Genomic DNA, 19,936 nt, shown 5'->3' with positions numbered 1-19,936 from the left:
ATCGTCCCCGTGCCCGGCACCACCCGCCTGTGGGCCCTGGCCCGCCGCGGCGACGGCACCCTGCTCATCCACGAGCTCGCCTGAAGGGGCCGGGCTCAGGAGTGCGGGCGCTCGTCCACGACCTGCACGAGCTTGCCCGTGCGCGGATGAGTGGCCAGCTCGGACGGCCGCACCCACTCGATGATCAACGGATGCACGAAGCCCTGCTCCACGCAGTCGGGGTAGAGCGGCCGGGCCGCGTACACCGCCTCGACCAGCCGCTCGGTCAGCCCGGCGGGCGGCTCCTCGGCGCAGGCCAGGCGCAGCACGAGCCCGTCCTTGCCGTCCCAGCGGCGCTCGACCATCTGCATCCCGGTCATCGCCCCGCCGGGGTCGGCGGCGGCGAGCGCGGCGCGGACGTCCTCGTACGCCATGGCCACGTTGGCCACCCGGGCGCCCTCGACGGTCCGGCCGACCAGGCGGAAGCGGCGGCACCCGGTGTCCACCCACTCGGCCAGGTCGCCCACCGGGTAGCGGATGATCGGCATGAGCGTGCGGAACAGGTTCGTGACGACCACGCGGCCGCGCACGCCCGGCTCGGTGATCGGCTCTCCGGTCACCTCGTCGAGAAGCTCGACCACGGTGCGCTCGGGGAACGCCTCGTGCACCCGCACGTCGTCACCCGGCACCGGTCCGCCGACCAGGCCGGCGTCCACCGTGGCGTACCCCAGCGACGCGATCGCCGCGCCCGGGAAGGCCTTGGCCAGGCGCGGGCGCAGGTCGTCGAAGAGCAGGTCGCCGGCGAACAGCAGCAGCTCCACCGAACGCGCGTCCACCCCCTTGGCGAGCACCGCCTCGGCGACCCCGCCCAGCTTCATCGGGGTGCCCGCCAGCACGTTGACGCCGAAACCGGCGATCAGCTCGGCGACGTCGTCGTCCGGCGTGTGGCCGGCGACCGGCAGCCGCACGTTCTCCACCGGCGCGTTGTGCAGCGCGGCCTCGATGTAGAGGAAACCGCCGTACAGGTGGCCGGCGAAGAACAGGTTCGCCACCCGGTGACCGGGACGGAGCCCGGCCCTGACCATGCCCGCGCCGAACGCGGAGGTGGAGTCGAAGTGCTCGGTGCGGGTCCACGGGGAGACCTTCGGCGCGCCGGTGGTGCCGCCGGAGGTGTACACGCCGGCGTCGGTCAGCGGGCCGGTCAGCAGCCGGTTGTCCGGCCAGGTGTTGGCCGCCCAGAAGGCCGCCTGGTCGATGATCGGGAGCTGGGCGAGGTCCGCGACGCCCTCGGGCACGTCACGGTAGAGCTCGGCGTAGAACGGCGAGTTGCGCCGGGCGAAGTCGATCAGGTCACGCAGTGGTCTGGCGGGCATCTGGTTCTCCTTCATGGTTTTCGGGCCGGCTCCGGCTCTACGGCCTGCCGGAGACGGCGACGCTCTGGCCGCGGAACTCGGCGACGACCTCGCCGCCGGGACGGCGCACGGTGACGTCGTAGACGCCGTGCCTGCCGTAGCGGACCCGCTCCTCCGCCTCGGCCAGCAGGTCCTCTCCCGGCGCCGCCGGGCGGACGAAGGTCACCTGGGCGCTGTGCGCGAGGGTGACCGGGCCGCGGCTGTTGCAGGCGTAGGCGAAGGCGGCGTCGGCGAGCAGGAACACGTAGCCGCCGTGGGCGACGCCGTGCAGGTTGACCATGTCGTCGGTGATCCGCATGCGCAGCCGGGCCCGGCCGGGGCCGAGGTCCTCCAGCGTGATCCCGAGCGACCGGCAGGCCGGGTCCTCGGTGTGGCGGCTCACGTCGGGACCCCGAGGGTACGGCGGCCCACGCGGGACCCTCGATGGCGCGGCGCGCTCACTCTGGGGCCCCGATCCAGGTGCGGGCCACGGCGCGCACGGCCGAGCCGTCGGCGTCGGCGAGCTTGGCCGCCAGGTAGGCGGACACCCAGGCGCTGGTGGCGATGCGGAAGGGCGGGTCCTCGGCGGTCAGCGCGCCGACGATCACCTCGGCCACCTCCCTCTTGGACTGGCCGGCCCCCTCCCAGCCCTCGCCGCGCACCCAGTCGATGTAGTCTGCGAAGGTCCGGGCGTAGGGGCCGGAGGCGGCCTGGATGGTCTTCCGGTTGATGTCAGGAAAAATCCCGAACCGGGTGTCGGAGACGAAGCCGGGCACGACCACCGACACCGTCACCCCCTGGGAGGCCGCGACCGGGGCCAGGCTCTCCATGAACCCCTCGACCGCGAACTTCGCCGCCGCGTACGCCTCGTTGAACGGCTGGCCCACGACGCCGTGCACGCTGCCGACGCTCACCAGCCGCCCGCCCGAGGCCCGCAGCAGCGGCATCGCGACCCGGCTGACGGCGATCACCCCGAAGAAGTTGACCTCCAGGTTGGCCCGCAGGGCCTCCATGGTGGACATCTCCATCGTGGGGTCGAAGTTGGACACGCCCGCGTTGTTGACCAGCGCGTCCAGCCGCCCGTAGTCCTCCCGCACCCCGCGCAGGCAGGACTCGGCCGACCCGGCCTCGGTGACGTCGAGCCGCCGGACGTCCACCTCGACGCCCGCCTCCGCGGCGGCCTCCAGCAGCTCGCCGGCCCGCTCCGGGTCGCGCATGGTCGCCACCGTGGCGAACCCGGCCCGCGCCGCGGCGACCGCGGTCGCCAGCCCGACGCCCGACGAGGTCCCCGTGATCAGCACCGTCTTCATGCCGCGCTCCCGTTCAGGACGTGCTCCCGCTCGGCCCGGTCGAGCAGCGGCTGGATGCCCAGCGCGGGCAGGAACGACAGCGCCGCGAGCAGCGTCCCGACCGCCATGACGACCCGGGCGGCGTCGAGCACGCCCAGGCCCGGCGTGAGCAGGGTGACCGCCGAGCCGCCCGCCAGGGCGGCCAGGGGGATCACGCCCCAGGTCGCGGTGCGGAAGGCGGCGTGCATCACGCCCTGGTTCTCCGCCGGCATCCGCGACTGGCGGATGGGCGCGCTGCAGACGTTGATGCAGGACATGAAGAAGCCGTAGCAGCCGATCGTCACGCCGATCACGACGGGCGGCGGCAGCGCGGGCGCGGCCAGCACGCCCAGCCCCACCAGGCAGTGCAGCAGCAGCGCCCAGGCCATGGTGCGGCCCAGCCCCAGCCGGCCGCCGATCCTGGGCGCCGCGAGGGCGCCCAGCACGGCTCCGGCGGCCGCCGCCGACATGGCGGCGCCGTACGCGGCGACCTGGACGCCCAGCCCCTGGTAGGCCAGGACGGGCAGGACGGTGACGAAGACGGGGCCGCCCGAGTTCAGCGTCACGGCGGCCACCACCACCCGGCGCAGGACCGGATCCGTCCAGTTCAGCCGGAACCCCAGCGCCAGCCGCGAGCGCACCGAGCCCTGGTGGACCGTCGCGGTGCCCCACGGGCGCATGGCGGTGAAGCAGGCGGCCGAGATCAGGTAGGTGGCCGCGTCGACGAGCAGAGCCGCCGCGCCGAGCGCGTGGTAGAGCCCGGCGGCGATCGACGGCCCGGCCACCTCCGACACCGTCCGGCTGCCCTCCAGGCGGGAGTAGGCGTGGACCAGCCGGTCCTGCGGCACGGTGGCGGGCACGGCGACGAGGTAGCCGACGTTGAAGAAGATCGTCGCCCCGCTGACCAGCGCCACGCAGACGAACAGCAGCGGCGTGGTCAGCGCGCCCGCCCAGTAGGCGATCGGGACGGCCGCGATCGCCGCCAGCCGCACGAGATCGCAGGCCAGCATGGTGACGCGCTTGTTCCACCGGTCCACCAGGACGCCGGCGATCGGCCCGAGCAGGGGGATGCCCAGGTACTGCGCCATGGAGACCACGCCCACCTCGAACGGCGAGGCGTCCAACGCGAAGATCATCAGTGTCGGCACGACGAACACGGTGATCCGGTCGCCGACGAGGCTGACCGTCTGGCCGGACCAGAACAGCACGAACTCGTGCCCCAGGGATCCCGGCAGCCTCATGAGCTCTCCCTGACCACGAAGCTCGCGGTCTTGCCGGTGCGCTCGTTGCTGACCAGCGCGTCGACGACGCGCACGCGGAAGGACTCCGGGTCGTGCTGGAAGGCCGTGCTGAGGGTGAAGGTCGCGGCCATCAGGTCGCGCCGCAGCCGCTCCGCCAGGCCGGGAGGCGCGTCGCCGCCGGCCAGCAGCAGCACCTCGACGGTGGAGACCCGGCCGCGCTGCTCGGTGACGACGACCTGGGCCCGCGAGACGCCGGGCTCCCGCTCGGCCTGCGCCACGATGTCGTCGACGTGCAGGCCGAGGCCGCGCACCTGCACCACGGAGTCGCGCCGGCCGAGGATCCGCAGCGCCCTGCCCTCGGCCCCGCACGGGCAGGCGACGAACCGGCCCGCGTCGCCGGTCCGGTAGCGGAGCACGGGGTTGAGCATGTCCGGGTTGAGGGTGGTGAAGTCCAGCAGCTCGTCCTCGCCCACGTGCACGAGCTGCTCGGGCAGCGGGTGGAAGACGTCGGCCGGGCAGTCCGGCGTGTTCGTGCCCGCCACCCAGGTCTCGGTGCTGCCGAACATGCCCCACCGGCGCGCGTCCGGCGCGACCACGGCCATGTCCTCGTCGAGCTGCGGGTGCCACGCCTCGCCCAGCCAGAGCACCTTGCGCAGGCTCGGCAGGCGGACCCCGGTGGCACGGGCGTGGGCGAACCACAGCCGCAGCACGCTGGGCGTGCCCCCGAACGCGGTCACGCCCCGGGCCGCGAGGAACGACAGCCAGTCGCCGTACTCGTCCCTGGTGACGGAGCCGAGCGCGATGACCTGGCAGCCGGACAGGTCGGCGAACGCGGCGGCCAGGAAGTGGGCGCCCCACATGCGCCCGGCGCCCCAGCCGTTGACGAAGACGTCGTCGCGGTCCAGCGGCCGCCACTGGGCGTGCACGCCGGTCATGTAGAAACCGGTGGGGGCGTGGCCCACCTTGGGCGCGCCGGTGCTGCCGCCGCTCTGGAACAGCCAGGTGGCGCCGCGCTCGGCCCTCGGTCGCAGGTGCGCGAGCGCCACGTTCAGCTCGTCCTTGACCAGCGTCGGCAGCGCGGCCACGTCCCGCAGCGAGAGGATCTTGTCGTGGCCGGCGTAGCGGAGGGCGAGCGCGGGGACGGTCTTCAGGCGCTCCAGCGTCCGCTGCGGAACGCGCAGGTCGGGGTCGGGGGACAGCGAGAAGTCGGTCATGCTCTCTCCAGCCATCGGGTGTGGGCGTCGCGGTAGGCGGTCCAGCGGGCGCGGGTGACGTCGCGCTGGAGGGTGCGGGCGGGGTCGCCCCAGTCCGGCGCGATCACGCCGTCGGGCTCCAGCTCGGAGAACCAGAACCGCTCCCCGTCGAAGAGGAAGTCGACGCAGAAGAACGGGATGGGCAGCCTGGCCGCGAAGTACGCGGTGGCCGCGGCCAGCTCGGCCGGGACCTCCGGGAACTCCATCGCGCCGCCCCTGCTGGCGTTGGCGACCGGCGAGCCGGGCTGCGGGATCCGTTTCATGACGGCGTACGGCTCGCCGTCCACGACGTAGACGCGGTAGTCCACGGTGCCGTCACCCAGGTAGGGCTGGACCACCAGCGCGGTGTCGCCGCCCTGCGCCAGGCTGGCCAGGCCGCGCAGCTCCTCGGCGTCGCGCGCCAGGTTCACCCCGCCCCCGCCGCACCACCCGGACGGTTTGACGATGGCCGGGTACGTCACGTCGCCCAGCGCCGCCTCGTACAGGTACTTGCCGGTGTCCCGGCCGGTGCCGATCCGCACGGTCGGGACGGGCGGCACGGGGGAGTCGCGCAGGAACAGCACCGTGGCCAGCTTGTCGTTGGCGATGGGCGACAGCCACGCCGGGAACGGCAGGTAGAAGCCGGCCTGCTCCAGCACGGCGTAGAGCGCGTACTGGTTGAAGACGTCCATCGACTGGTACGGCAGGGAGTACAGGGCGGTGATGAACAGCGTGTCCTCGGGGGTGACCCGCTCCTGGTCCACGTAGACGCGCGGCTTGCCCGTGTCGAGGCCGTCGACCGTCACCGCGTCGGGCGCGTGCCGGCACCAGGTCAGGCCGAGCTCCTCGGCCACCTCGGCGTACAGGTCCCAGAAGAAGGGGTGCCACATCGCCTGGGCCCGCGTCGACTCGCGGTCCGGGAAGATCCAGCACATGCGGCGCAGCGAGCTCATGCTTGTCCTTTCCACCAGAGGCGGCCCGGCTCGGGGAGCGTGTCGATCGGGTCGTAGAACGGGAACCGGCGATCGGGGTCGGGCGGCTCGCCCAGCCCGATGCCGTGGTTGCCGGTCCAGTAGGAGATGCCGCGCTCGCGGTCGTACGCGGCCACCTGGTGCACCCACCGTTTGCCGACGTACGGCACGTCGCACACGACCCGCGGCGTCGCGTACCCCGGCAGGTAGCCCATGATCGCCTCCTGCAGCCGCCGGCCCTGGTGGAGCGGGATCCGCCAGTGCTCGGCGTTGGGGATCATGTCGCAGAGGTAGAAGTAGTACGGCAGGATGCCGGCCTCCCCCTGCAGGGCGAAGCACAGGTCGAGCAGGTCGGCCGCGGTCGTGTTGACGCCGCGCAGCAGCACGCCCTGGTTGCGCACGTCCCGCACCCCGGCCTCGAACAGCGTCCGGGTCGCCTCCGCCACCAGCGGCGTCACCGACTGGACGTGGTTGGCGTGGGTGTGCACGGCCAGGTTCACCCCGCGGCGCCGGGCGAGCCCGGCCACCCGGCCCATCCCCTCGACGACGCTCGGCTGGAGCCAGTGCTGCGGCAGCCCGACCAGGGCCTTGGTCGCCAGGCGGACGTCGCGCACCGACTCCAGGTCCAGCAGGCGCAGCAGGAACGACTCCAGCCGCGGCCACGGCACGTTCGCCACGTCGCCGCCGGAGACCACCACGTCGCGCACCTGCGGGGTGCGCTTGAGGTAGTCCAGCATCAGCTCCTCCCGGTCCACCGGCTTGAGCGTCAGCCGCGCCTTGGTGACCTGCGGGGTGGAGGAGCCGACCAGGTCCATCCGGGTGCAGTGCCCGCAGTACTGCGGGCAGGTGGACAGCAGCTCGGCCAGAACCTTGGTCGGGTACCGGTGGGTGAGCCCCTCCACCGCCCACATCTCGGCCTCGTGCAGCGAGTCGCGGCGCGCCCGCGGGTGGCTGGGCCACTCGGGTTGCCGGTCCGAGGCCACCGGCAGCAGGTACCGGCGGACCGGGTCGGCCAGGAACGCCTCGGTGAAGGCGGCCGGCTCCAGCGCGGCGCCGGGCGCCATCACGTTCAGCAACTGCGGGGTGACCAGCATGGACATGGTCGCGAAGCGCTCCGCGTCGGCCTGGAGGTCGGCGTAGAAGGACTCCTGGAGCAGGTCGCCGGTCACCGCGCGGAGCTGGCGGGCGTTCTTCACGCAGTGGGCGCGCTGCCACTGGGCGTCGCGCCACTGCGCCTCGGTGACGCCGCGCCAGCCCGGCAGCCGCCGCCAGTCCGGTTCCACGAGCGGGCGGCGCGCGTACCTGTAGGGCGGGCCTGCGGCGTTGTCGAGCGGGCCTGCGGTGCCGGCCTCGTGAAGGGCATCGGCGGCGGTCATCGGGTGGCTCATGCGGCGAACAGCGCCGCGTGCCGGGTGCGGAGCTCGCGCTTGAGCACCTTGCCGGTGGGGCCGAGCGGGTAGTCCTCGCCGGTCCTGGCGATGACCACCGCGGCCAGCGTGGCCAGGCCGGCCTCGGTCAGCGCCTTGTCGGCCCTGTCCCGCACCTCCTCGGCGGTGGCGTCGGCGGCCTCCGCCTGCAGCCGCACCACCGCGATCGGGCGTTGCCCCTCGCCCGGCGGCCCCGGCACGCCGACGACCGAGCAGTCCTGCACCAGGTCGGCGCAGTCGGCGATGAGGACCTCCTCGACGGGCAGGCTGTAGACCGGCCCGGTCAGGGTGTCGATGACGTCCACGGTGCGGTCGAGGTGGTAGAACCGGCCCTCGGCGTCCCGGCGGGCCACGTCGCCGGTCAGCCAGAAGCCGTTGAGCTCGAAGCTCTCCGTCAGGCGCTGGTCGTTCCAGTAGCCGGGAGTGCGGGAGGGGGTGATCACCCCCAGCAGCCCGACGGTGCCGTCGGGCACCTCCTCGCCGTTCTCGTCCAGCACCGCGGCTTTGATCACCGCGTCCTGCGCCCTGCCCACGCAGCGGTCGTTGCGCGGCGTCTCGGGCGTGAACACCATGCCGAACAGCGCCATACCCATCTCGGACGAGCCCAGCCCGTCGATGAACTGCGAGCCCGGCAGCGGCTCGCCGGCCGAGGCGCCGGCGGGCAGCAGCCACGGCTTGATCAGCCCGGCCGGACGCTCGCCGAGCTGGACCAGGCGGCGGATGTGCCCGTAGTGGGCGGAGTCGCCGGTGTTGAACCACGAGTGCACCCGGGCCGCGCCCCTGACCGGCGGCTCGCCGGTGGCCAGCTCGACGAACGTGCGCGGGAACGAGGCGACCATGGTGGGCTGGAACGCCTCCATCACCGGCTCCACCACGGCGCGGCGCCAGTCCGACATGACCACGGTCGGCAGGCCGAGCAGGACCGCGGTGAGGAAGTAGCTCAGGCCCCCCGCGTGCGTGTGCGGCATGAGCGACATGAGCCGGTCGTACGGCTCCGCCGGGAAGCGCTCCATCCTGGCCTGCTTGCCGTCCCAGAAGGACCGGTGGCCGAGCGTCGTGGACTTGGGCATCCCGGTGGTGCCGGAGGAGTGGATCAGCGCCACGATGTCGTCCGGTCCGTGCCGGTGGGGGTAGGACTCCGGCAGCGTGCCCGAGGCGGCGTCGAAGGCGCGGACCTCGGAGGCGAGCGCGACGAAGCGCGGCCGGTTCTGCGGGTCGTCGCGGTAGGCGAGCTGCAGCCGGGTGGTGTCGTCGGCGACGACGCCCACCACGCCCACGTGGTTGAGGTAGCCGACCATGACGTCCGGCCGCATCGCGTCGTTGACCATCGCCGGGATGGCGCCGAGCGCGGTGAGCGCCAGGAAGTGGATCAGCGGCTCCAGGCCCTCGGCCACGACGATCGCGACCGGGTCGCCCGGCCGCACGCCGTTGGCGTGGTACCAGCGGGCGTAGCCGTCGCGCATCCGGGCCAGGTCCAGCAGGCTGTGGCCGCGCAGCACGACCTGGCCGCGGTGGTCGGTGCGGTGGGTGTGGACGAACGGCACATCCCGGTGAGGGTTGCCCTCCAGGGCGTGGTCGAGGAAGTTGCCCGCGCCCAGGCCGGGCTCGGTCATGAACCGCCGGCGGACGGGCAGGGGGGCGATCGAGGTCATGGTGTTTCCCTCCAGGTGATCTCTGCGGCCACGCGGTGGCCGGACCGGATGGCGCCTTCCATGAGGCCGAAGAACTCGGTGCTGGTCTCGGTGCCGGCCCAGTGCACGCGCCCGTGCGGCGCGGTCAGCCGGGGGCCGAGGCGATGCCAGTCGCCCGGGCCGAACAGGGCCGCGTAGCAGCCCCGGCTGTGCGGCTCGTTGACCCAGTCGGTGAGGTGGAACGCGATCGGCGGCGGCAGCTCGGGGAACAGCCGCGCGGCCTGCGCCACGGCCAGCTCACGCTGCTCGGCGGCGGGGAGCGCGGCGTAACGGCGGGCCTCGGCGCCGGTGACGAAGCCGGTCAGCACGCCCGCCCGCCCGCCGGCGGGGGAGTCGTCCACGGTGGACAGCAGGGGACCCTCGGCGCTGACCGACCAGCCGGACAGGCCCAGCTCCCGCCAGAGGGGCGACGGGTAGACCAGGTGGACCTTCACCGCGCAGCCCGGGCCGGTCGCCGGGGTGGAGCGGGGCGCGGGCGGCCCGGGCCGGTGGTCGATCGCGTCGGCGAGCACCGGCGGGACCGCCACCACGGCGTGGGTGCCCCGCACCCGGCCGCGCGGGGTGGTGGCGGTGACGCCGCCGGCGTCCTGGTGGAGCGCCAGGACCGGCTCGCCCAGGCGTACCCGGTCGCCCAGGGCGGCGGCCAGCCGTTCGCACAGCTGGTGCGCGCCGCCGGTGATGCGCCACTCCTGCGCGCCGCCCTCGAACGCGTTGAGGTAGCGGATCCCGCCGCCGGAGCGCAGGTAGAAGGCCATGTGCAGGACCGACACGCGGGCCGGGTCGGCGGCCATCATCTCGCCGAGGAACAGCGGGAAGAACAGCCGCGCGTCCGGGTGGCGCAGGTGCTCGGCCGCCCACCGCTCCGCGCTCACGCCGTCGAGCCGGGCGGCGTCCTCCGTCAGCCAGGGCGCGTCCGGCCGTACGAGCCGGGTGACCTCCTCCAGCGCGTCGAACATCTCGCCCAGCGCGACCGCGGACAGCGGCGGGAAGCGGCCGGGCCGGGTGCCGCCGGCGTCGCGGAGGGCGAACCGGCTGGCCCCCGCCACGGTGGCCGGCGTGGTCTTCAGGTCCAGCTCGGCGAGCAGAGCGGTGAGCGCGGTGTGCCGCTCGCCCAGGTAGGCGGCGCCCGCGTCGACCCAGCCGCCCGGCTCGACCTCCAGGCCGTGCGTCCGGCCGCCCACCCGCTCCCGCGCCTCCAGCACGGTGACCTCGGCGCCGCGCGCGACCAGCTCGGTAGCCGCGGTCAGCCCCGCCAGACCGGCTCCCACGACGACGACGTTCACGCCGCCTCCGCGATCTTCTTGGAAAGGGCGTTCGGGGTGGGCGCGTCGAGGAGGTCGTCGAATTCCAGCTCCACCCCGGTAGCGCGGGCGACCGCGCTCAGCACGCGCGTGGCGAGCAGCGAATCCCCGCCCATAACGAAAAAGTCGGAATCAGCGTTGATCTCGGAAATTTCCAGCACTTCGCGGAATACAGCCGATACGGCGGTGACATTCATGAAAGGGGCCTCCTTAAACGGCGGCCGACCGGTATCGCCGGTGCGATCCGGCGCGGTCGACTTTCCCGCTCGCCGTGTGGACGAGCTCGGGTACGACGGTGATCCGGTGGGGAACGAGATGGGCCGGGACGTGCTCGCGCAGGTAGTCCAGGACCTCCCTGGCCAGGGACCCGGTCATGGCGGGTGATGCCGTCATGGCGGGGGAGCGGGGCACCACGTAGGCGGCGAGCGTCGTGTGGCCGGCGACCGGGACACCCACCACGGCCACCGCCCCGACCCGCGGGTGGCCGGCGATCTGGGCCTCCACCTCGCCCGGGTCCACCCGGATGCCGCGGACCTTGAGCTGGTGGTCCAGCCGCCCCTCGTGGATCAGCGCGCCGTCCGGGCGGCGGCTGACCCGGTCGCCGGTGCGGAAGTACCGCCGGGCGACGGCCAGGTCGTCCAGCTCGTCCAGCTCGGTGAACCGCTCGGCGGTGGCCTCCGGCCGGTCCCGGTACCCCAGGGCCAGCGCGGGGCCGCCGACCAGCAGCTCGCCCTCCTCGGTGATCCGCTCGACCACGTGGGGGAGGGGCCGGCCGATCGGCACCCGGTCGTCCGGCCCGCCTTCCGGGGCGAGCGGGCCGTGCAGGTCGATGGCGTGCGTGATGAGCGTGGTCTCGGTGCACCCGTACGTGTTGAGCAGGCGGACGGTGTCCAGGCCGAGGGCGCGCCAGTCGGCCAGCCGTACCGGGCTGACCGCCTCGCCGCCGACGACGACCAGCCGCACCGACGGCGGCAGGGCGGCCCGCTCGGCGGTCAGGTGATGGACGAGCTCGTGCCAGAACGCGGTGGGGAGGTCGAGGACGGTGATCCGCTCGGCGTCGATCATCCGCAGCATCCGGTGGAGGGACCCGGAGTACGCGTGGTCGTGGAAGACCAGCGTCGCGCCCGAGGTCAGCGCGGGCAGGATCTCCTCCAGGCAGGTGTCCCAGTTCAGGGACGCGAACTGGAGCACCCGGTCGTCCGGGGTGATCCCGAACAGCTCGCGCAGCCCGGCCGTCACGACCGAGATCGCGCCCCGGGGCGTCACCACCGGCTTGGGCTCGCCGGTGGACCCGGAGGTGAACAGGATGTACGCCGGGTCGTCCGGCGACGCCGCCACGAAGCCGGTGACACCGGGATCGGCCGGCTCGGGAAGCCGGGTCAGGCATACCCCGGACGGCACGGCGGAGCCCGGCTCGCCGATCACCACGCGGCAGCCGCTCGCCGTCATCAGCGTCTCCCGCCGCGGCCACGGATACGCCGGATCGATCGGGCAGTAGACCCCGCCGGCCGCCAGCGCGCCGAGCAGCGCGGCCACGGTGCCCGCCGAGCGCGACGTCAGCACCCCCACCACTCCGGGCTCCGGGCCCAGCCGGCGCGCCGTCGCCCGGACCCAGGCGTCCAGTTCCGCGTACGTGACCGTCCGGTCATGGCGCGTCACGGCCGGGCGGTCCGGATGAAGGTGGGCCGTTTCGGAAAACGCTTCCATCACGTCACGAAATGGATAGGACACGCTTACCCCTTTCCAGAGATGGCCGCAAACGGCGCGATACGCAATCCGAAGGCTGTTGCGGTACGAATGCGGGGAAATCGTGTTCATGGTGTTGGAGAGCACTGGATGCGAGCTTGTTTTGGACAGGATGCGCGCTGGACTTCGTCCGGTATCTCCAGCATCACGCGCTGTTACAACGATGTTTCAGACGGAGAGAGATATGTCAGCTGAAACAGACCTGGCAGGTCTGGAGCAGACCGTGAGAATCGGGCTTTTGGGAACGGTCCGGGCGTCGCGGGGGCGCCACGAGATCCCGCTCGGCACGCCACGTCAGCGCGCCGTACTGGCGCTGCTCGCCCTCGACGCCGGACGCACCGTGTCGATGGAGCGGCTGATCGCGGCGCTGTGGGGGGAACGCCCGCCGGCCGGCGCCCGGGGCCTGGTGCAGGGCTACGTGTCCCGGCTCCGGCAGGTCCTGGCCACGGCGGGTGTCTCGATCGTCCACGGCCCGCAGGGCTACCTGCTGGGCCTCGCGGCCGAGCAGGTCGATCTGCACGAGTTCCGGCTGCTGGTGGCGCGGGCGCGGGCCACGGAGACGGACGAGGCTCAGGCGGCGGGGATGCGCAACGCCCTGGCGCTGTGGCGCGGGGAGCCGCTGACCGGCATCACCGGAGGGGAACTGCTGGACCGGCTGCGCGACACGCTGAGCGAGGAACGGCTGGCCGTCACCGAGGAGTGCCTCAACGCCGAGACCCGCGCCGGCCGTGACGCGGTGCTCATCCCCGAGCTGATCGCGCTGGTGGCGACGCACCCCCTGCGCGAAGGGCTCGTGGGCCTGCTCATGGTGGCGCTGTGCCGGGTCGGACGCCGCGCCGACGCGTTGGAGCGTTACGAACACACCCGCCGGCACCTCAGCGAGGAGCTGGGGCTGGATCCCGGACCCGAGTTGCGCCAGCTCCGCCAGCGCATCCTGCGCGGTGACGCGCGCATGGCCCGCGCCCCGCGCCTGTCCGCCGCGGCGCACGCGGCCGTGCCCGCCCAGCTGCCGCCCGAGGCCGGGCCGTTCACCGGCCGCCACCAGGAGCTGAGCGTGCTCGACGAGATCGCGGTCCGCGGTGAGACGGCCGCCGTGGCCATGGTGACCGGCGCGGGCGGCGTCGGGAAGACCGCCCTGGCCGTGCACTGGGGCCACCGGGTCCGCTCGCTGTTCCCCGACGGCCAGCTCTACGTCAACCTGCACGGCTGCTCGCCGGAGCGGCCCCTGCCGCCCATCGAGGCGTTGGGCCGGCTGCTGCGCGCGCTTGGCGTGCCGCCGGAACGGGTGCCGGACACCGTGGAGGAGGCGAGCGCCGCCTACCGCAGCCTGCTGGCCGACCGGCGGGTGCTGGTGGTGGTGGACAACGCCGGCGGCGTCGACCAGGTCCGCCCGCTGCTGCCCGGCGGCCGGCGCTGCGTCACCGTCGTCACCAGCCGCGACCGGCTGACCGGCCTGGTCGCTCGCGACGGCGCCATCCCGGTGCCGCTCGGCATGCTCATGCCCGAGGAGGCCGTCTCGCTCTTCGACGCGATCCTCGGCAGCCGCCGATTAGCCGCCGAACCCGCCGCCGCCCGGGAACTCGCCCGGCTCTGCGGGTACCTGCCGCTGGCGCTGCGGATCGCCGCCGCCGCCATCGTCGCCGCGCCGGGCAGGGACATCGCCGGACAGGCACGCCGGCTCACCCGGGCCCGGCTTCCCATCCTCGACCTCCACGACGACCCCCAGGCGGCGGTCCGCGGCGCCTTCGACCTGTCCTACCGCCGCCTCGATCCGCCGTCCCGCCGGCTGTTCCGGCTGCTGGGCCTGCTGCCGTGGCCGGCCTTCACCCGCGAGGAGGCCGGCGCTCTGATCGGCGCCGGCGCAGAGGCGGCCGACCGGCTCCTGAGCCGGCTCTCTGCCACCCACCTGATCGAGGAGCGCGAGCCCGGCCGCTACACCTTCCACGACCTGATCAGGGAGTACGCGCGCGAACGGGCCTTCGCCGAGGACAGCCCCGCCGCCCGGGACCGCGCCCTGGCGGCCCTGCACGCCCTGCGCGGCGAGGAGCCGTCCGTGCCCCGCCCCGGCGACGCCCGCCTCACCGTCGTCACGGGCATCGTGCCGGACGCGCCTGTACGGCCGCCCGCCCTGACGGACGGCGCCCTGTCGCTCGCGGAGGCGTCACCGGCGGCCCGGGTGGACGGTGCTCTGTCGCTCGCGGAGGCGCCACCCGCCGCCCGGGCGGCCGGGCACCACGCCGGCGGGACCGTGGACCCGCTGGCGCGGTGGGTCGCCATCCGGCGGGCCGGGGTGAGGATGGTCTTCTAGCCGATGAGCGCACGACACCTCCGGTGGCGGCCCGGCTCGTACGACGGGACGGGCAGGACCGGACGGGCCCCGCCGCTAGATTGCATGAGTGACGTCGGTGGAGCGAGTGATGGGGGACACGGTGCGCGACTCGGCCACCGGACGACTGTCCGTGGACTCGGCCGCCGGGCAGCTGTCTGCGGACGATCCTGTGGTGGAGGCGGTGCTGACCGCGAGCCGCGCGCTGGTGGCCGTGGCGGCGCGCTCCATCGCCGCCGCCGGCGGTGACGTGACCCTTCCGCAGTTCCGGGCGCTGGTCCTGATCGCCGCGCGCGGGCCGCAACGGCTGGCCACCCTGGCTGAGGCGCTGCGGGTGAACCAGTCGACGGCCTCGCGCATGTGCGACCGGCTCGTGGCCAAGCGCCTGGTGCGGCGCAGCCGGTCCGCCAGCGACAGGCGCACGGTGCGCATCGCGCTCACACCGGAGGGGCGCGCCCTGGTCGACGGGGTCACCCGGCACCGCCGTGGCGACCTGGCCCGGATCCTCGCCCAGCTCACGCAGGAGCAGCGAGACGCCTTGGTGGCGGCCTTGAACACCTTCAGCCTGGCGGCGGACGAGCAGCCCATCGCCGAGGGCGAGTTCCTCGAGGAGCTCTGAAACCGGAGCCGCACCCGGGGCCCGGTCTTCATCACGCACCGCCGTCCCGGACCGGACAAGGTGCTCGCACCGCGCGACGTCTGCCCCGACACCGGATGCGCCCGTCTGTCCTACGGGCAGGCCCGCGCGCTGCTGGATGCCCACACCACCGGCCATCCGCTTCCCCACCATGCCCGCCGACGACCTCACCCAGCGCGGGCAGCCCGCATCCCGACCGCCTGAGACACCGCCCCGTACCGTTGTCGTCCTGCCGGTCACTTACCGGGTCGGAAGATCAGCGGATGACCGGGGCGGTGCCGTGCCGGCGTCGGTCAGATGGTGACCGCGTGCATGACCGCATCGATCAGGCGGCGGTTTTCTGGAGCGGCGCCGCCCTCACCGATGGTGAACCGGCGTCGGGTGTAGCTGTAGGCGATATTGCTGCCCGGGTCGGCGAAGGACTGGGCGCCTACGGCACCGCTGTGGCCGAAGGCGTCGGCGCCCAGGGCCGGATAGCGGACGTTCAAGGCCTCGAAGCCGAGGAGAAAATGGTCGGGTTCGCCGGTCACCGCGTCCACTCCCGGTGTGTGCGGTTTGGTGAACTCGGTCAGTGTCGCTGGGTTCAGCAGGGCGGGACGCCCGTCGACCGTACCGATGGCCGCGGCATAGAGCTTGGCCAGCCCGCGCGCGTTTCCCACGCTGCCTGACGAACTGGGCCCCAGTGCTCGGACGGCGCGGGTGTTGGCGAAGTCCACCAGGTCGGTGGGCGGGGTCGCGTTCTGGTTGAAGGCGATACCCATGAGGCTGTCTGGGGCGATCGGACCGGCCGCCTGCTTGTCCGGCGGCAGCGGTTGCACCGGCAGGTAGCGCGGCTCCTGTTCTTCGGGGAGCCCGAGGTAGAAATCCAGCTTGTAGGGGAGGCGGACCCGCTCCTCGTACAGTTCCTGGGTGGAGCGGCCGGTCACGCGGCGCACCACCTCGCCGGTCAGCGCCCCGATGACGAAGGCGTGGTAACCGTAGGCGCTGCCCGGCCGCCAGTAGGGTCGCTGCCCGGCCAGCCGTACGGCGAGCAGCCGGTCATCGGCCAGCTCAGCCGTACTGAAGCCGCCTTCCACGCCGATCAGCCCCGCCCGGTGCGCCAGCAGATCCCGCAGGGTGATCTCGCCCTTGCCCTCGGCCGCGAACTCCGGCCAGTAGTCAGCCACGGGCCGGTCGAGATGCAGCGTCCCGTCCTGCACCAGCAGCGCCACCACCAGGTGTGCGGCGCCCTTTCCTGACGAGTAGAGGGCGAGCAACGAGTCGCCGGTCAGGTCCGGTCCGGTCCACAGGTCCACGACCTGGCGACCCTGATATCGTACAGCGAGCTGGGCGCCGAGCCCCTCCTCCTCCGCAGCGACGGCCGTGAAAACCTCCCGCACCTCTTCGAATCCTTCGGCGGCTGAGCCGTGGACGGCCATCTCTGAGTCCTTCCTCATGCCGCCCGGACCTTCGCCGCCAGGGCGTCCAGCAAGTCACGCAGCAGGTCGGCGGTCTTCTCGTCGATGAGGTTGCCACCTTCGTCGAAGCGCTCGTGGGCGCGGAAGACGATGAGTTCGGGCTTGATCACGACGTCGGAGTCGGTCCACACGAAGACCTGGCGCAGCGCCAGCTGAGCGCGTACCGATCCGAAATTGGTGGGCGCGGCCCCTGCGATGGCGACGGGCTTGCGCAGCAACGGGAGTCCTTCGGTGCCGGTCCAGTCGGTGCTCGCCCAGTCGATGGCATTCTTGAGCACGCCCGGGATGGAGTAGTTGAACTCCGGCGTCGCGATCAGCAGCCCGTCGGCCGCGGTGATCCGATCGCGAAGTTCTTGCGCGGCGGCCGGCCTGCCGTGCGGGGTGTCCAGATCCATGTCGTACGGCGGGAGGTCGCGCAGCCCGTCGTAGATCTCCACGTTGACGCCGTGTGGTGTGAACTTCTGCGCCGCGCGGAGCAGGGCGGTGTTGTGGGACTCCGCCCTCAGGCTTCCGGAAATCCCGAGGATCTTGAGTTCGTTCATCAGCACTCTCTTGATGCAGGTCGGACCGGTGCGGGTCAGTAGCATCCGGCCAAACGAACTGTACAGGACAGTTCATGCGAACTCAACAGTACAGTTCATGTATGATGGAGGAGTGACGACGACCAAACGCACCCCCTCGGGAGAGCGTGCGCAACGTAAGCGCGCCGCGATCGTGCGCGCGGCGCACAAGCTCTTTCTTGAGCAGGGCTTCGGGATCGGAATGGATCACATCGCCGCCGAGGCCGGGGTGTCGAAGGTGACCGTCTACAACCACTTCGCCAGCAAGGAAGAGCTGTTCCTCGAGGTGGTGAGAGATGCGCTCGAGCAGGCGCTCGGCCAGACCATGCGCGCGATGCAGGCGCGGCTGTGTGCCGAGGACGACCTGCGTGACACCCTGATCGCCACCGCGCGCGGCTGGATCGAAGGGCTGGCCCAGCCCGAGGTCCTCGCCCTTCGCGCGCTGATCACCGCCGAGGCACGGCGCTTCCCCGAGCTCGGCCGCGCCTGGCGCACACAGGGTCCCGATCGTTTCGCCGAACCGCTGGCGGCCGCGCTCAGCGCCCGCAACGACTTGGACATCCCCAACATGGAGCTGGCGCTCACCCAGTTCTACGCGTTGGTGCTCTACCCGCACATCGTGCACAGCGCCTATGGCGACAGGCTCGATCCGGATTTCGCCGACGACCTCGTCACCACGGGCGTCGCCATGTTCCTGACCTATTACGGGAAGGAGCGCCGCACTGGTTAGTGGATCCGCTCTTACGCGCAACCCATGAAATCTCCCAGACGATTCCCTGGACGGCGTCCATACCTGGCTGAACGCCATACAGCCAACCTGAGGGGGTCCGAAACGACACGTCATCCGAGGAGACGACATGCGGGCGACCAACTCCCTGGCCCGCTGATAATTGGCCGTACCGTTCCAGCGACGTCCTGAGCATCCCCTGACTTCTTCTCCGGGCGGTGTACCACTGGCACGCGTCAGTCGTGCTCAGCGCTCCTGGACATCACGGAGCGCGCGTCACAACCCTGCCCATCGCGATCGCAGAGCTTCTGCGATCGCGATGGGCAGGGGTTCACCCCTCGGCGCTTAGCCGTCGATCCGGCTGATGGTGTATATCTGCGGGGTGGCGCCGTACTCGGCGCGCAGTTGACGGCCGCTGCCCGCGCCGGAGGGCTTGGTGCCGGTGATCACTACCGGCCGTTCTCCTTGCCACCATTCGACCTGGTCGCCGCTGCCCACGAACCTCCACCGCTGGCTGGAGGAGCCTACGGCGCAGAGGTAGCCGTCGCTGGAGTCCAGGTAGCAGCTCTTGTAGTAGCCCTCAGCGATTTTTATACGGCAGCTCCAGCCGCCGTCCTCTTCCCGGCCGTCTACCGCAAGGAAGCGCGCCTGAGTGGAGTCGGCGGCGCCCCAGCACAGCCACTTGGTGTCCACCAAAGTGCCCTGTGTGCCGTACACGAAGTCCATCCGGCTTACCGCGTCCAGCTCCTCGCCTCGGAAGATGGAGAACCGTCCCGTTGGAAGTCCCATAGATCCCTCCTCAACTACTCTGAGTAGTGGTACATGTTCAAAGAGTAGCTACCCAGGATCGGAATGGACCGCACCTGGGCAAGGGGGGCAAGGTAGAGCGTTCCGCAGGTTACTGACGGTGACGGTTGCCCGCTCACAGCGAGACAGATTCCGGCCCGAGCAGGGCCTTGATGTCGGCGGCGAAGCTCGGCGCGGCGTTGACCGGCCATTCCGGCAGCGCCATCACTATGACCTTGCCCGCCAGCGGCGCAGGTTGATGTGCAGCGGCACCTGGCCCTGGTGGGTCTTCAGTGTCTGCCGCAGTTCATCCAGCGGGTCCAGGGTGATGCGTTCCTCCCGGAGGAACAGGGTGATCGGTGCGCCGGATTCGCTGTTGATGCCGGACACGTCGATGAGGGTCATCTCCTGGGCGAAGATCGAGATGGCGCCGTCGCGGTTGTTGATCTGGCCCTTCACCGACACCACGATGTCCGGCCGCAGCTCCGGCCCGTACAGGTCGTAGTTGCGCGCTGGAGCTCGGCGAGCACTGACGGCATCCTGAACATCGCTCCCAGCTCGACTTCGTCGCGGTCGGAGACACCAAGGTGCGGTTCGGGATGGGCGCGGTCCGTAACGTCGGCGAGAAGGTCGTTGACGGGATCGTGAGGGCCCGCGCTGAGAAGGGCCGCTTCGCTGACTGCAACGACTTCCTCGCCAAGGCGCCCCTCACCGCCTGCAACAAGCGGGTCATCGAATCGCCGATCAAGGCGGGCGCGTACGACTCGCTCGGCCACCCGCGCAAGGGCCTGCTCATGGTCGACGTGCACCGCGCCGCCGTCTCCGAATCTCATCGACATCTCCTGGCCGGACGCCCCGCTGGCGCTCGCCGAACACGCGAACAAGCAGGCGGAGGCCGCCGGGCAGTTCGGGGAGCCGGAAGGAGTAGCGGCCCATCATGTTGAAGCGGTGCCGTCCGAACGGCGACAGGCTGGCCACGTTATCGTCCCGGACGTCGAAGCCGATCGCGCGCAGATGCGTCAGGGCGGCGTCCCTCGTTTGGCGGCGGACATTCACTGGTCGACCCGGAGTTGCACTGCCCTGGCATGGAGTGTTAGCGTCACCGCCGTCCGGTTGATCACCTCCCGGACTGTCTG

General features: G+C 72.2%; 18 protein-coding genes and 1 pseudogene. 4 read left to right on the top strand and 15 right to left on the bottom strand.

Features of this window, described 5'->3' with window-relative positions; all coding sequences use genetic code 11:
• Window positions 1–95: 95 nt before the first annotated feature.
• Genes AB0H64_RS31395 through AB0H64_RS31345 form a run of 11 tightly spaced genes read right to left on the bottom strand, consistent with a single transcriptional unit; the run spans window position 96 to window position 12,268 of the window.
• Window positions 96–1,352, bottom strand: a complete 1,257-nt coding sequence (locus AB0H64_RS31395) for a hypothetical protein (RefSeq protein WP_357631888.1) — start codon at window positions 1,350–1,352, stop codon at window positions 96–98.
• Window positions 1,353–1,389: 37 nt separating this feature from the next.
• Window positions 1,390–1,773, bottom strand: a complete 384-nt coding sequence (paaI, locus tag AB0H64_RS31390) for a hydroxyphenylacetyl-CoA thioesterase PaaI (RefSeq protein ID WP_357631886.1) — start codon at window positions 1,771–1,773, stop codon at window positions 1,390–1,392.
• A gap of 55 nt (window positions 1,774–1,828) precedes the next feature.
• Entirely contained in the window at window positions 1,829–2,680 is an 852-nt protein-coding gene (locus tag AB0H64_RS31385) for an SDR family NAD(P)-dependent oxidoreductase (protein WP_357631884.1), read from the bottom strand.
• Window positions 2,677–3,939 carry an MFS transporter gene (locus AB0H64_RS31380; protein ID WP_357631882.1) on the bottom strand — a complete coding sequence of 421 codons (1,263 nt, stop codon included), beginning with the start codon at window positions 3,937–3,939 and terminating at the stop codon, window positions 2,677–2,679. Before AB0H64_RS31380 ends, AB0H64_RS31385 begins: the two co-directional genes overlap by 4 nt.
• The gene (locus tag AB0H64_RS31375) at window positions 3,936–5,153 is read right to left on the bottom strand and encodes an AMP-binding protein (protein WP_357631880.1); all 1,218 of its coding nucleotides are present in this window, start codon (window positions 5,151–5,153) and stop codon (window positions 3,936–3,938) included. The genes AB0H64_RS31380 and AB0H64_RS31375 overlap by 4 nt, the downstream gene beginning before the upstream one ends.
• Entirely contained in the window at window positions 5,150–6,124 is a 975-nt protein-coding gene (locus AB0H64_RS31370; protein WP_357631878.1) for a hypothetical protein, read from the bottom strand. Before AB0H64_RS31370 ends, AB0H64_RS31375 begins: the two co-directional genes overlap by 4 nt.
• Complete coding sequence (locus AB0H64_RS31365; RefSeq protein WP_357631876.1) at window positions 6,121–7,518, bottom strand: lysine 2,3-aminomutase; 1,398 nt, start codon at window positions 7,516–7,518, stop codon at window positions 6,121–6,123. Before AB0H64_RS31365 ends, AB0H64_RS31370 begins: the two co-directional genes overlap by 4 nt.
• Window positions 7,519–7,526: 8 nt before the next feature.
• The gene (locus AB0H64_RS31360; RefSeq protein ID WP_357631874.1) at window positions 7,527–9,221 is read right to left on the bottom strand and encodes a class I adenylate-forming enzyme family protein; all 1,695 of its coding nucleotides are present in this window, start codon (window positions 9,219–9,221) and stop codon (window positions 7,527–7,529) included.
• The gene (locus AB0H64_RS31355; RefSeq protein ID WP_357631872.1) at window positions 9,218–10,543 is read right to left on the bottom strand and encodes an FAD-dependent oxidoreductase; all 1,326 of its coding nucleotides are present in this window, start codon (window positions 10,541–10,543) and stop codon (window positions 9,218–9,220) included. Before AB0H64_RS31355 ends, AB0H64_RS31360 begins: the two co-directional genes overlap by 4 nt.
• On the bottom strand, window positions 10,540–10,758 hold the full coding sequence (locus tag AB0H64_RS31350) for a phosphopantetheine-binding protein (protein WP_357631870.1): 219 nt from the start codon (window positions 10,756–10,758) through the stop codon (window positions 10,540–10,542). Before AB0H64_RS31350 ends, AB0H64_RS31355 begins: the two co-directional genes overlap by 4 nt.
• A gap of 13 nt (window positions 10,759–10,771) precedes the next feature.
• Complete coding sequence (locus tag AB0H64_RS31345; RefSeq protein WP_357631868.1) at window positions 10,772–12,268, bottom strand: AMP-binding protein; 1,497 nt, start codon at window positions 12,266–12,268, stop codon at window positions 10,772–10,774.
• Between the two features lie 262 nt (window positions 12,269–12,530).
• On the opposite strand from AB0H64_RS31345, the gene AB0H64_RS31340 reads away from it, so the two are divergent.
• Both AB0H64_RS31340 and AB0H64_RS31335 read left to right on the top strand, forming a co-directional pair.
• Window positions 12,531–14,615, top strand: coding sequence for a BTAD domain-containing putative transcriptional regulator (locus AB0H64_RS31340; RefSeq protein ID WP_357631867.1), 2,085 nt, complete (start codon window positions 12,531–12,533; stop codon window positions 14,613–14,615).
• Between the two features lie 109 nt (window positions 14,616–14,724).
• The gene (locus AB0H64_RS31335; RefSeq protein WP_357631865.1) at window positions 14,725–15,252 is read left to right on the top strand and encodes a MarR family transcriptional regulator; all 528 of its coding nucleotides are present in this window, start codon (window positions 14,725–14,727) and stop codon (window positions 15,250–15,252) included.
• 311 nt (window positions 15,253–15,563) lie between these two features.
• Here the strand turns inward: AB0H64_RS31335 and AB0H64_RS31330 are convergent, their stop codons facing one another.
• Together AB0H64_RS31330 and AB0H64_RS31325 are read right to left on the bottom strand one after the other, a co-directional pair.
• Window positions 15,564–16,688: a serine hydrolase domain-containing protein gene (locus AB0H64_RS31330; protein WP_357631863.1), complete on the bottom strand. Its 1,125-nt coding sequence runs from the start codon at window positions 16,686–16,688 to the stop codon at window positions 15,564–15,566.
• A 14-nt stretch (window positions 16,689–16,702) separates the two neighbouring features.
• Window positions 16,703–17,269, bottom strand: coding sequence for an NADPH-dependent FMN reductase (locus tag AB0H64_RS31325; RefSeq protein WP_357631861.1), 567 nt, complete (start codon window positions 17,267–17,269; stop codon window positions 16,703–16,705).
• Between the two features lie 112 nt (window positions 17,270–17,381).
• Between AB0H64_RS31325 and AB0H64_RS31320 the strand changes: the two genes are divergently transcribed.
• Window positions 17,382–18,017, top strand: coding sequence for a TetR/AcrR family transcriptional regulator (locus AB0H64_RS31320; RefSeq protein WP_357631859.1), 636 nt, complete (start codon window positions 17,382–17,384; stop codon window positions 18,015–18,017).
• A 342-nt stretch (window positions 18,018–18,359) separates the two neighbouring features.
• Here AB0H64_RS31320 and AB0H64_RS31315 read toward each other — a convergent pair whose 3' ends face one another.
• Together AB0H64_RS31315 and AB0H64_RS31310 are read right to left on the bottom strand one after the other, a co-directional pair.
• The gene (locus AB0H64_RS31315) at window positions 18,360–18,803 is read right to left on the bottom strand and encodes a hypothetical protein (protein WP_357631857.1); all 444 of its coding nucleotides are present in this window, start codon (window positions 18,801–18,803) and stop codon (window positions 18,360–18,362) included.
• A gap of 225 nt (window positions 18,804–19,028) precedes the next feature.
• Window positions 19,029–19,259: a hypothetical protein gene (locus tag AB0H64_RS31310; RefSeq protein ID WP_357631855.1), complete on the bottom strand. Its 231-nt coding sequence runs from the start codon at window positions 19,257–19,259 to the stop codon at window positions 19,029–19,031.
• Window positions 19,260–19,375: 116 nt separating this feature from the next.
• Between AB0H64_RS31310 and AB0H64_RS31305 the strand changes: the two are divergent.
• Window positions 19,376–19,621 (top strand): annotated as a pseudogene (locus AB0H64_RS31305) (hypothetical protein); the annotation flags it as partial.
• Window positions 19,622–19,936 lie beyond the last annotated feature (315 nt).

This window comes from Nonomuraea sp. NPDC050733, from assembly GCF_040654215.1.
Lineage (GTDB): Bacteria > Actinomycetota > Actinomycetes > Streptosporangiales > Streptosporangiaceae > Nonomuraea.
Note: the sequence above shows the minus strand (reverse complement) of the source record. Positions and strands in the feature narration are given on the sequence as shown.

Excerpts from the sequence above, each read along its gene's own strand:
- AB0H64_RS31370 (WP_357631878.1), bottom strand. The coding sequence starts at position 6,124 with ATGAGCTCGCTGCGCCGCATGTGCTGGATCTTCCCGGACCGCGAGTCG.
- AB0H64_RS31350 (WP_357631870.1), bottom strand. The coding sequence starts at position 10,758 with ATGAATGTCACCGCCGTATCGGCTGTATTCCGCGAAGTGCTGGAAATT.
- AB0H64_RS31375 (WP_357631880.1), bottom strand. The coding sequence starts at position 5,153 with ATGACCGACTTCTCGCTGTCCCCCGACCCCGACCTGCGCGTTCCGCAG.
- AB0H64_RS31360 (WP_357631874.1), bottom strand. The coding sequence starts at position 9,221 with ATGACCTCGATCGCCCCCCTGCCCGTCCGCCGGCGGTTCATGACCGAG.
- AB0H64_RS31315 (WP_357631857.1), bottom strand. The coding sequence starts at position 18,803 with ATGGGACTTCCAACGGGACGGTTCTCCATCTTCCGAGGCGAGGAGCTG.
- AB0H64_RS31345 (WP_357631868.1), bottom strand. The coding sequence starts at position 12,268 with ATGGAAGCGTTTTCCGAAACGGCCCACCTTCATCCGGACCGCCCGGCC.
- AB0H64_RS31325 (WP_357631861.1), bottom strand. The coding sequence starts at position 17,269 with ATGAACGAACTCAAGATCCTCGGGATTTCCGGAAGCCTGAGGGCGGAG.
- AB0H64_RS31385 (WP_357631884.1), bottom strand. The coding sequence starts at position 2,680 with ATGAAGACGGTGCTGATCACGGGGACCTCGTCGGGCGTCGGGCTGGCG.
- AB0H64_RS31380 (WP_357631882.1), bottom strand. The coding sequence starts at position 3,939 with ATGAGGCTGCCGGGATCCCTGGGGCACGAGTTCGTGCTGTTCTGGTCC.
- AB0H64_RS31330 (WP_357631863.1), bottom strand. The coding sequence starts at position 16,688 with ATGGCCGTCCACGGCTCAGCCGCCGAAGGATTCGAAGAGGTGCGGGAG.
- AB0H64_RS31395 (WP_357631888.1), bottom strand. The coding sequence starts at position 1,352 with ATGCCCGCCAGACCACTGCGTGACCTGATCGACTTCGCCCGGCGCAAC.
- AB0H64_RS31365 (WP_357631876.1), bottom strand. The coding sequence starts at position 7,518 with ATGACCGCCGCCGATGCCCTTCACGAGGCCGGCACCGCAGGCCCGCTC.
- AB0H64_RS31335 (WP_357631865.1), top strand. The coding sequence starts at position 14,725 with ATGGGGGACACGGTGCGCGACTCGGCCACCGGACGACTGTCCGTGGAC.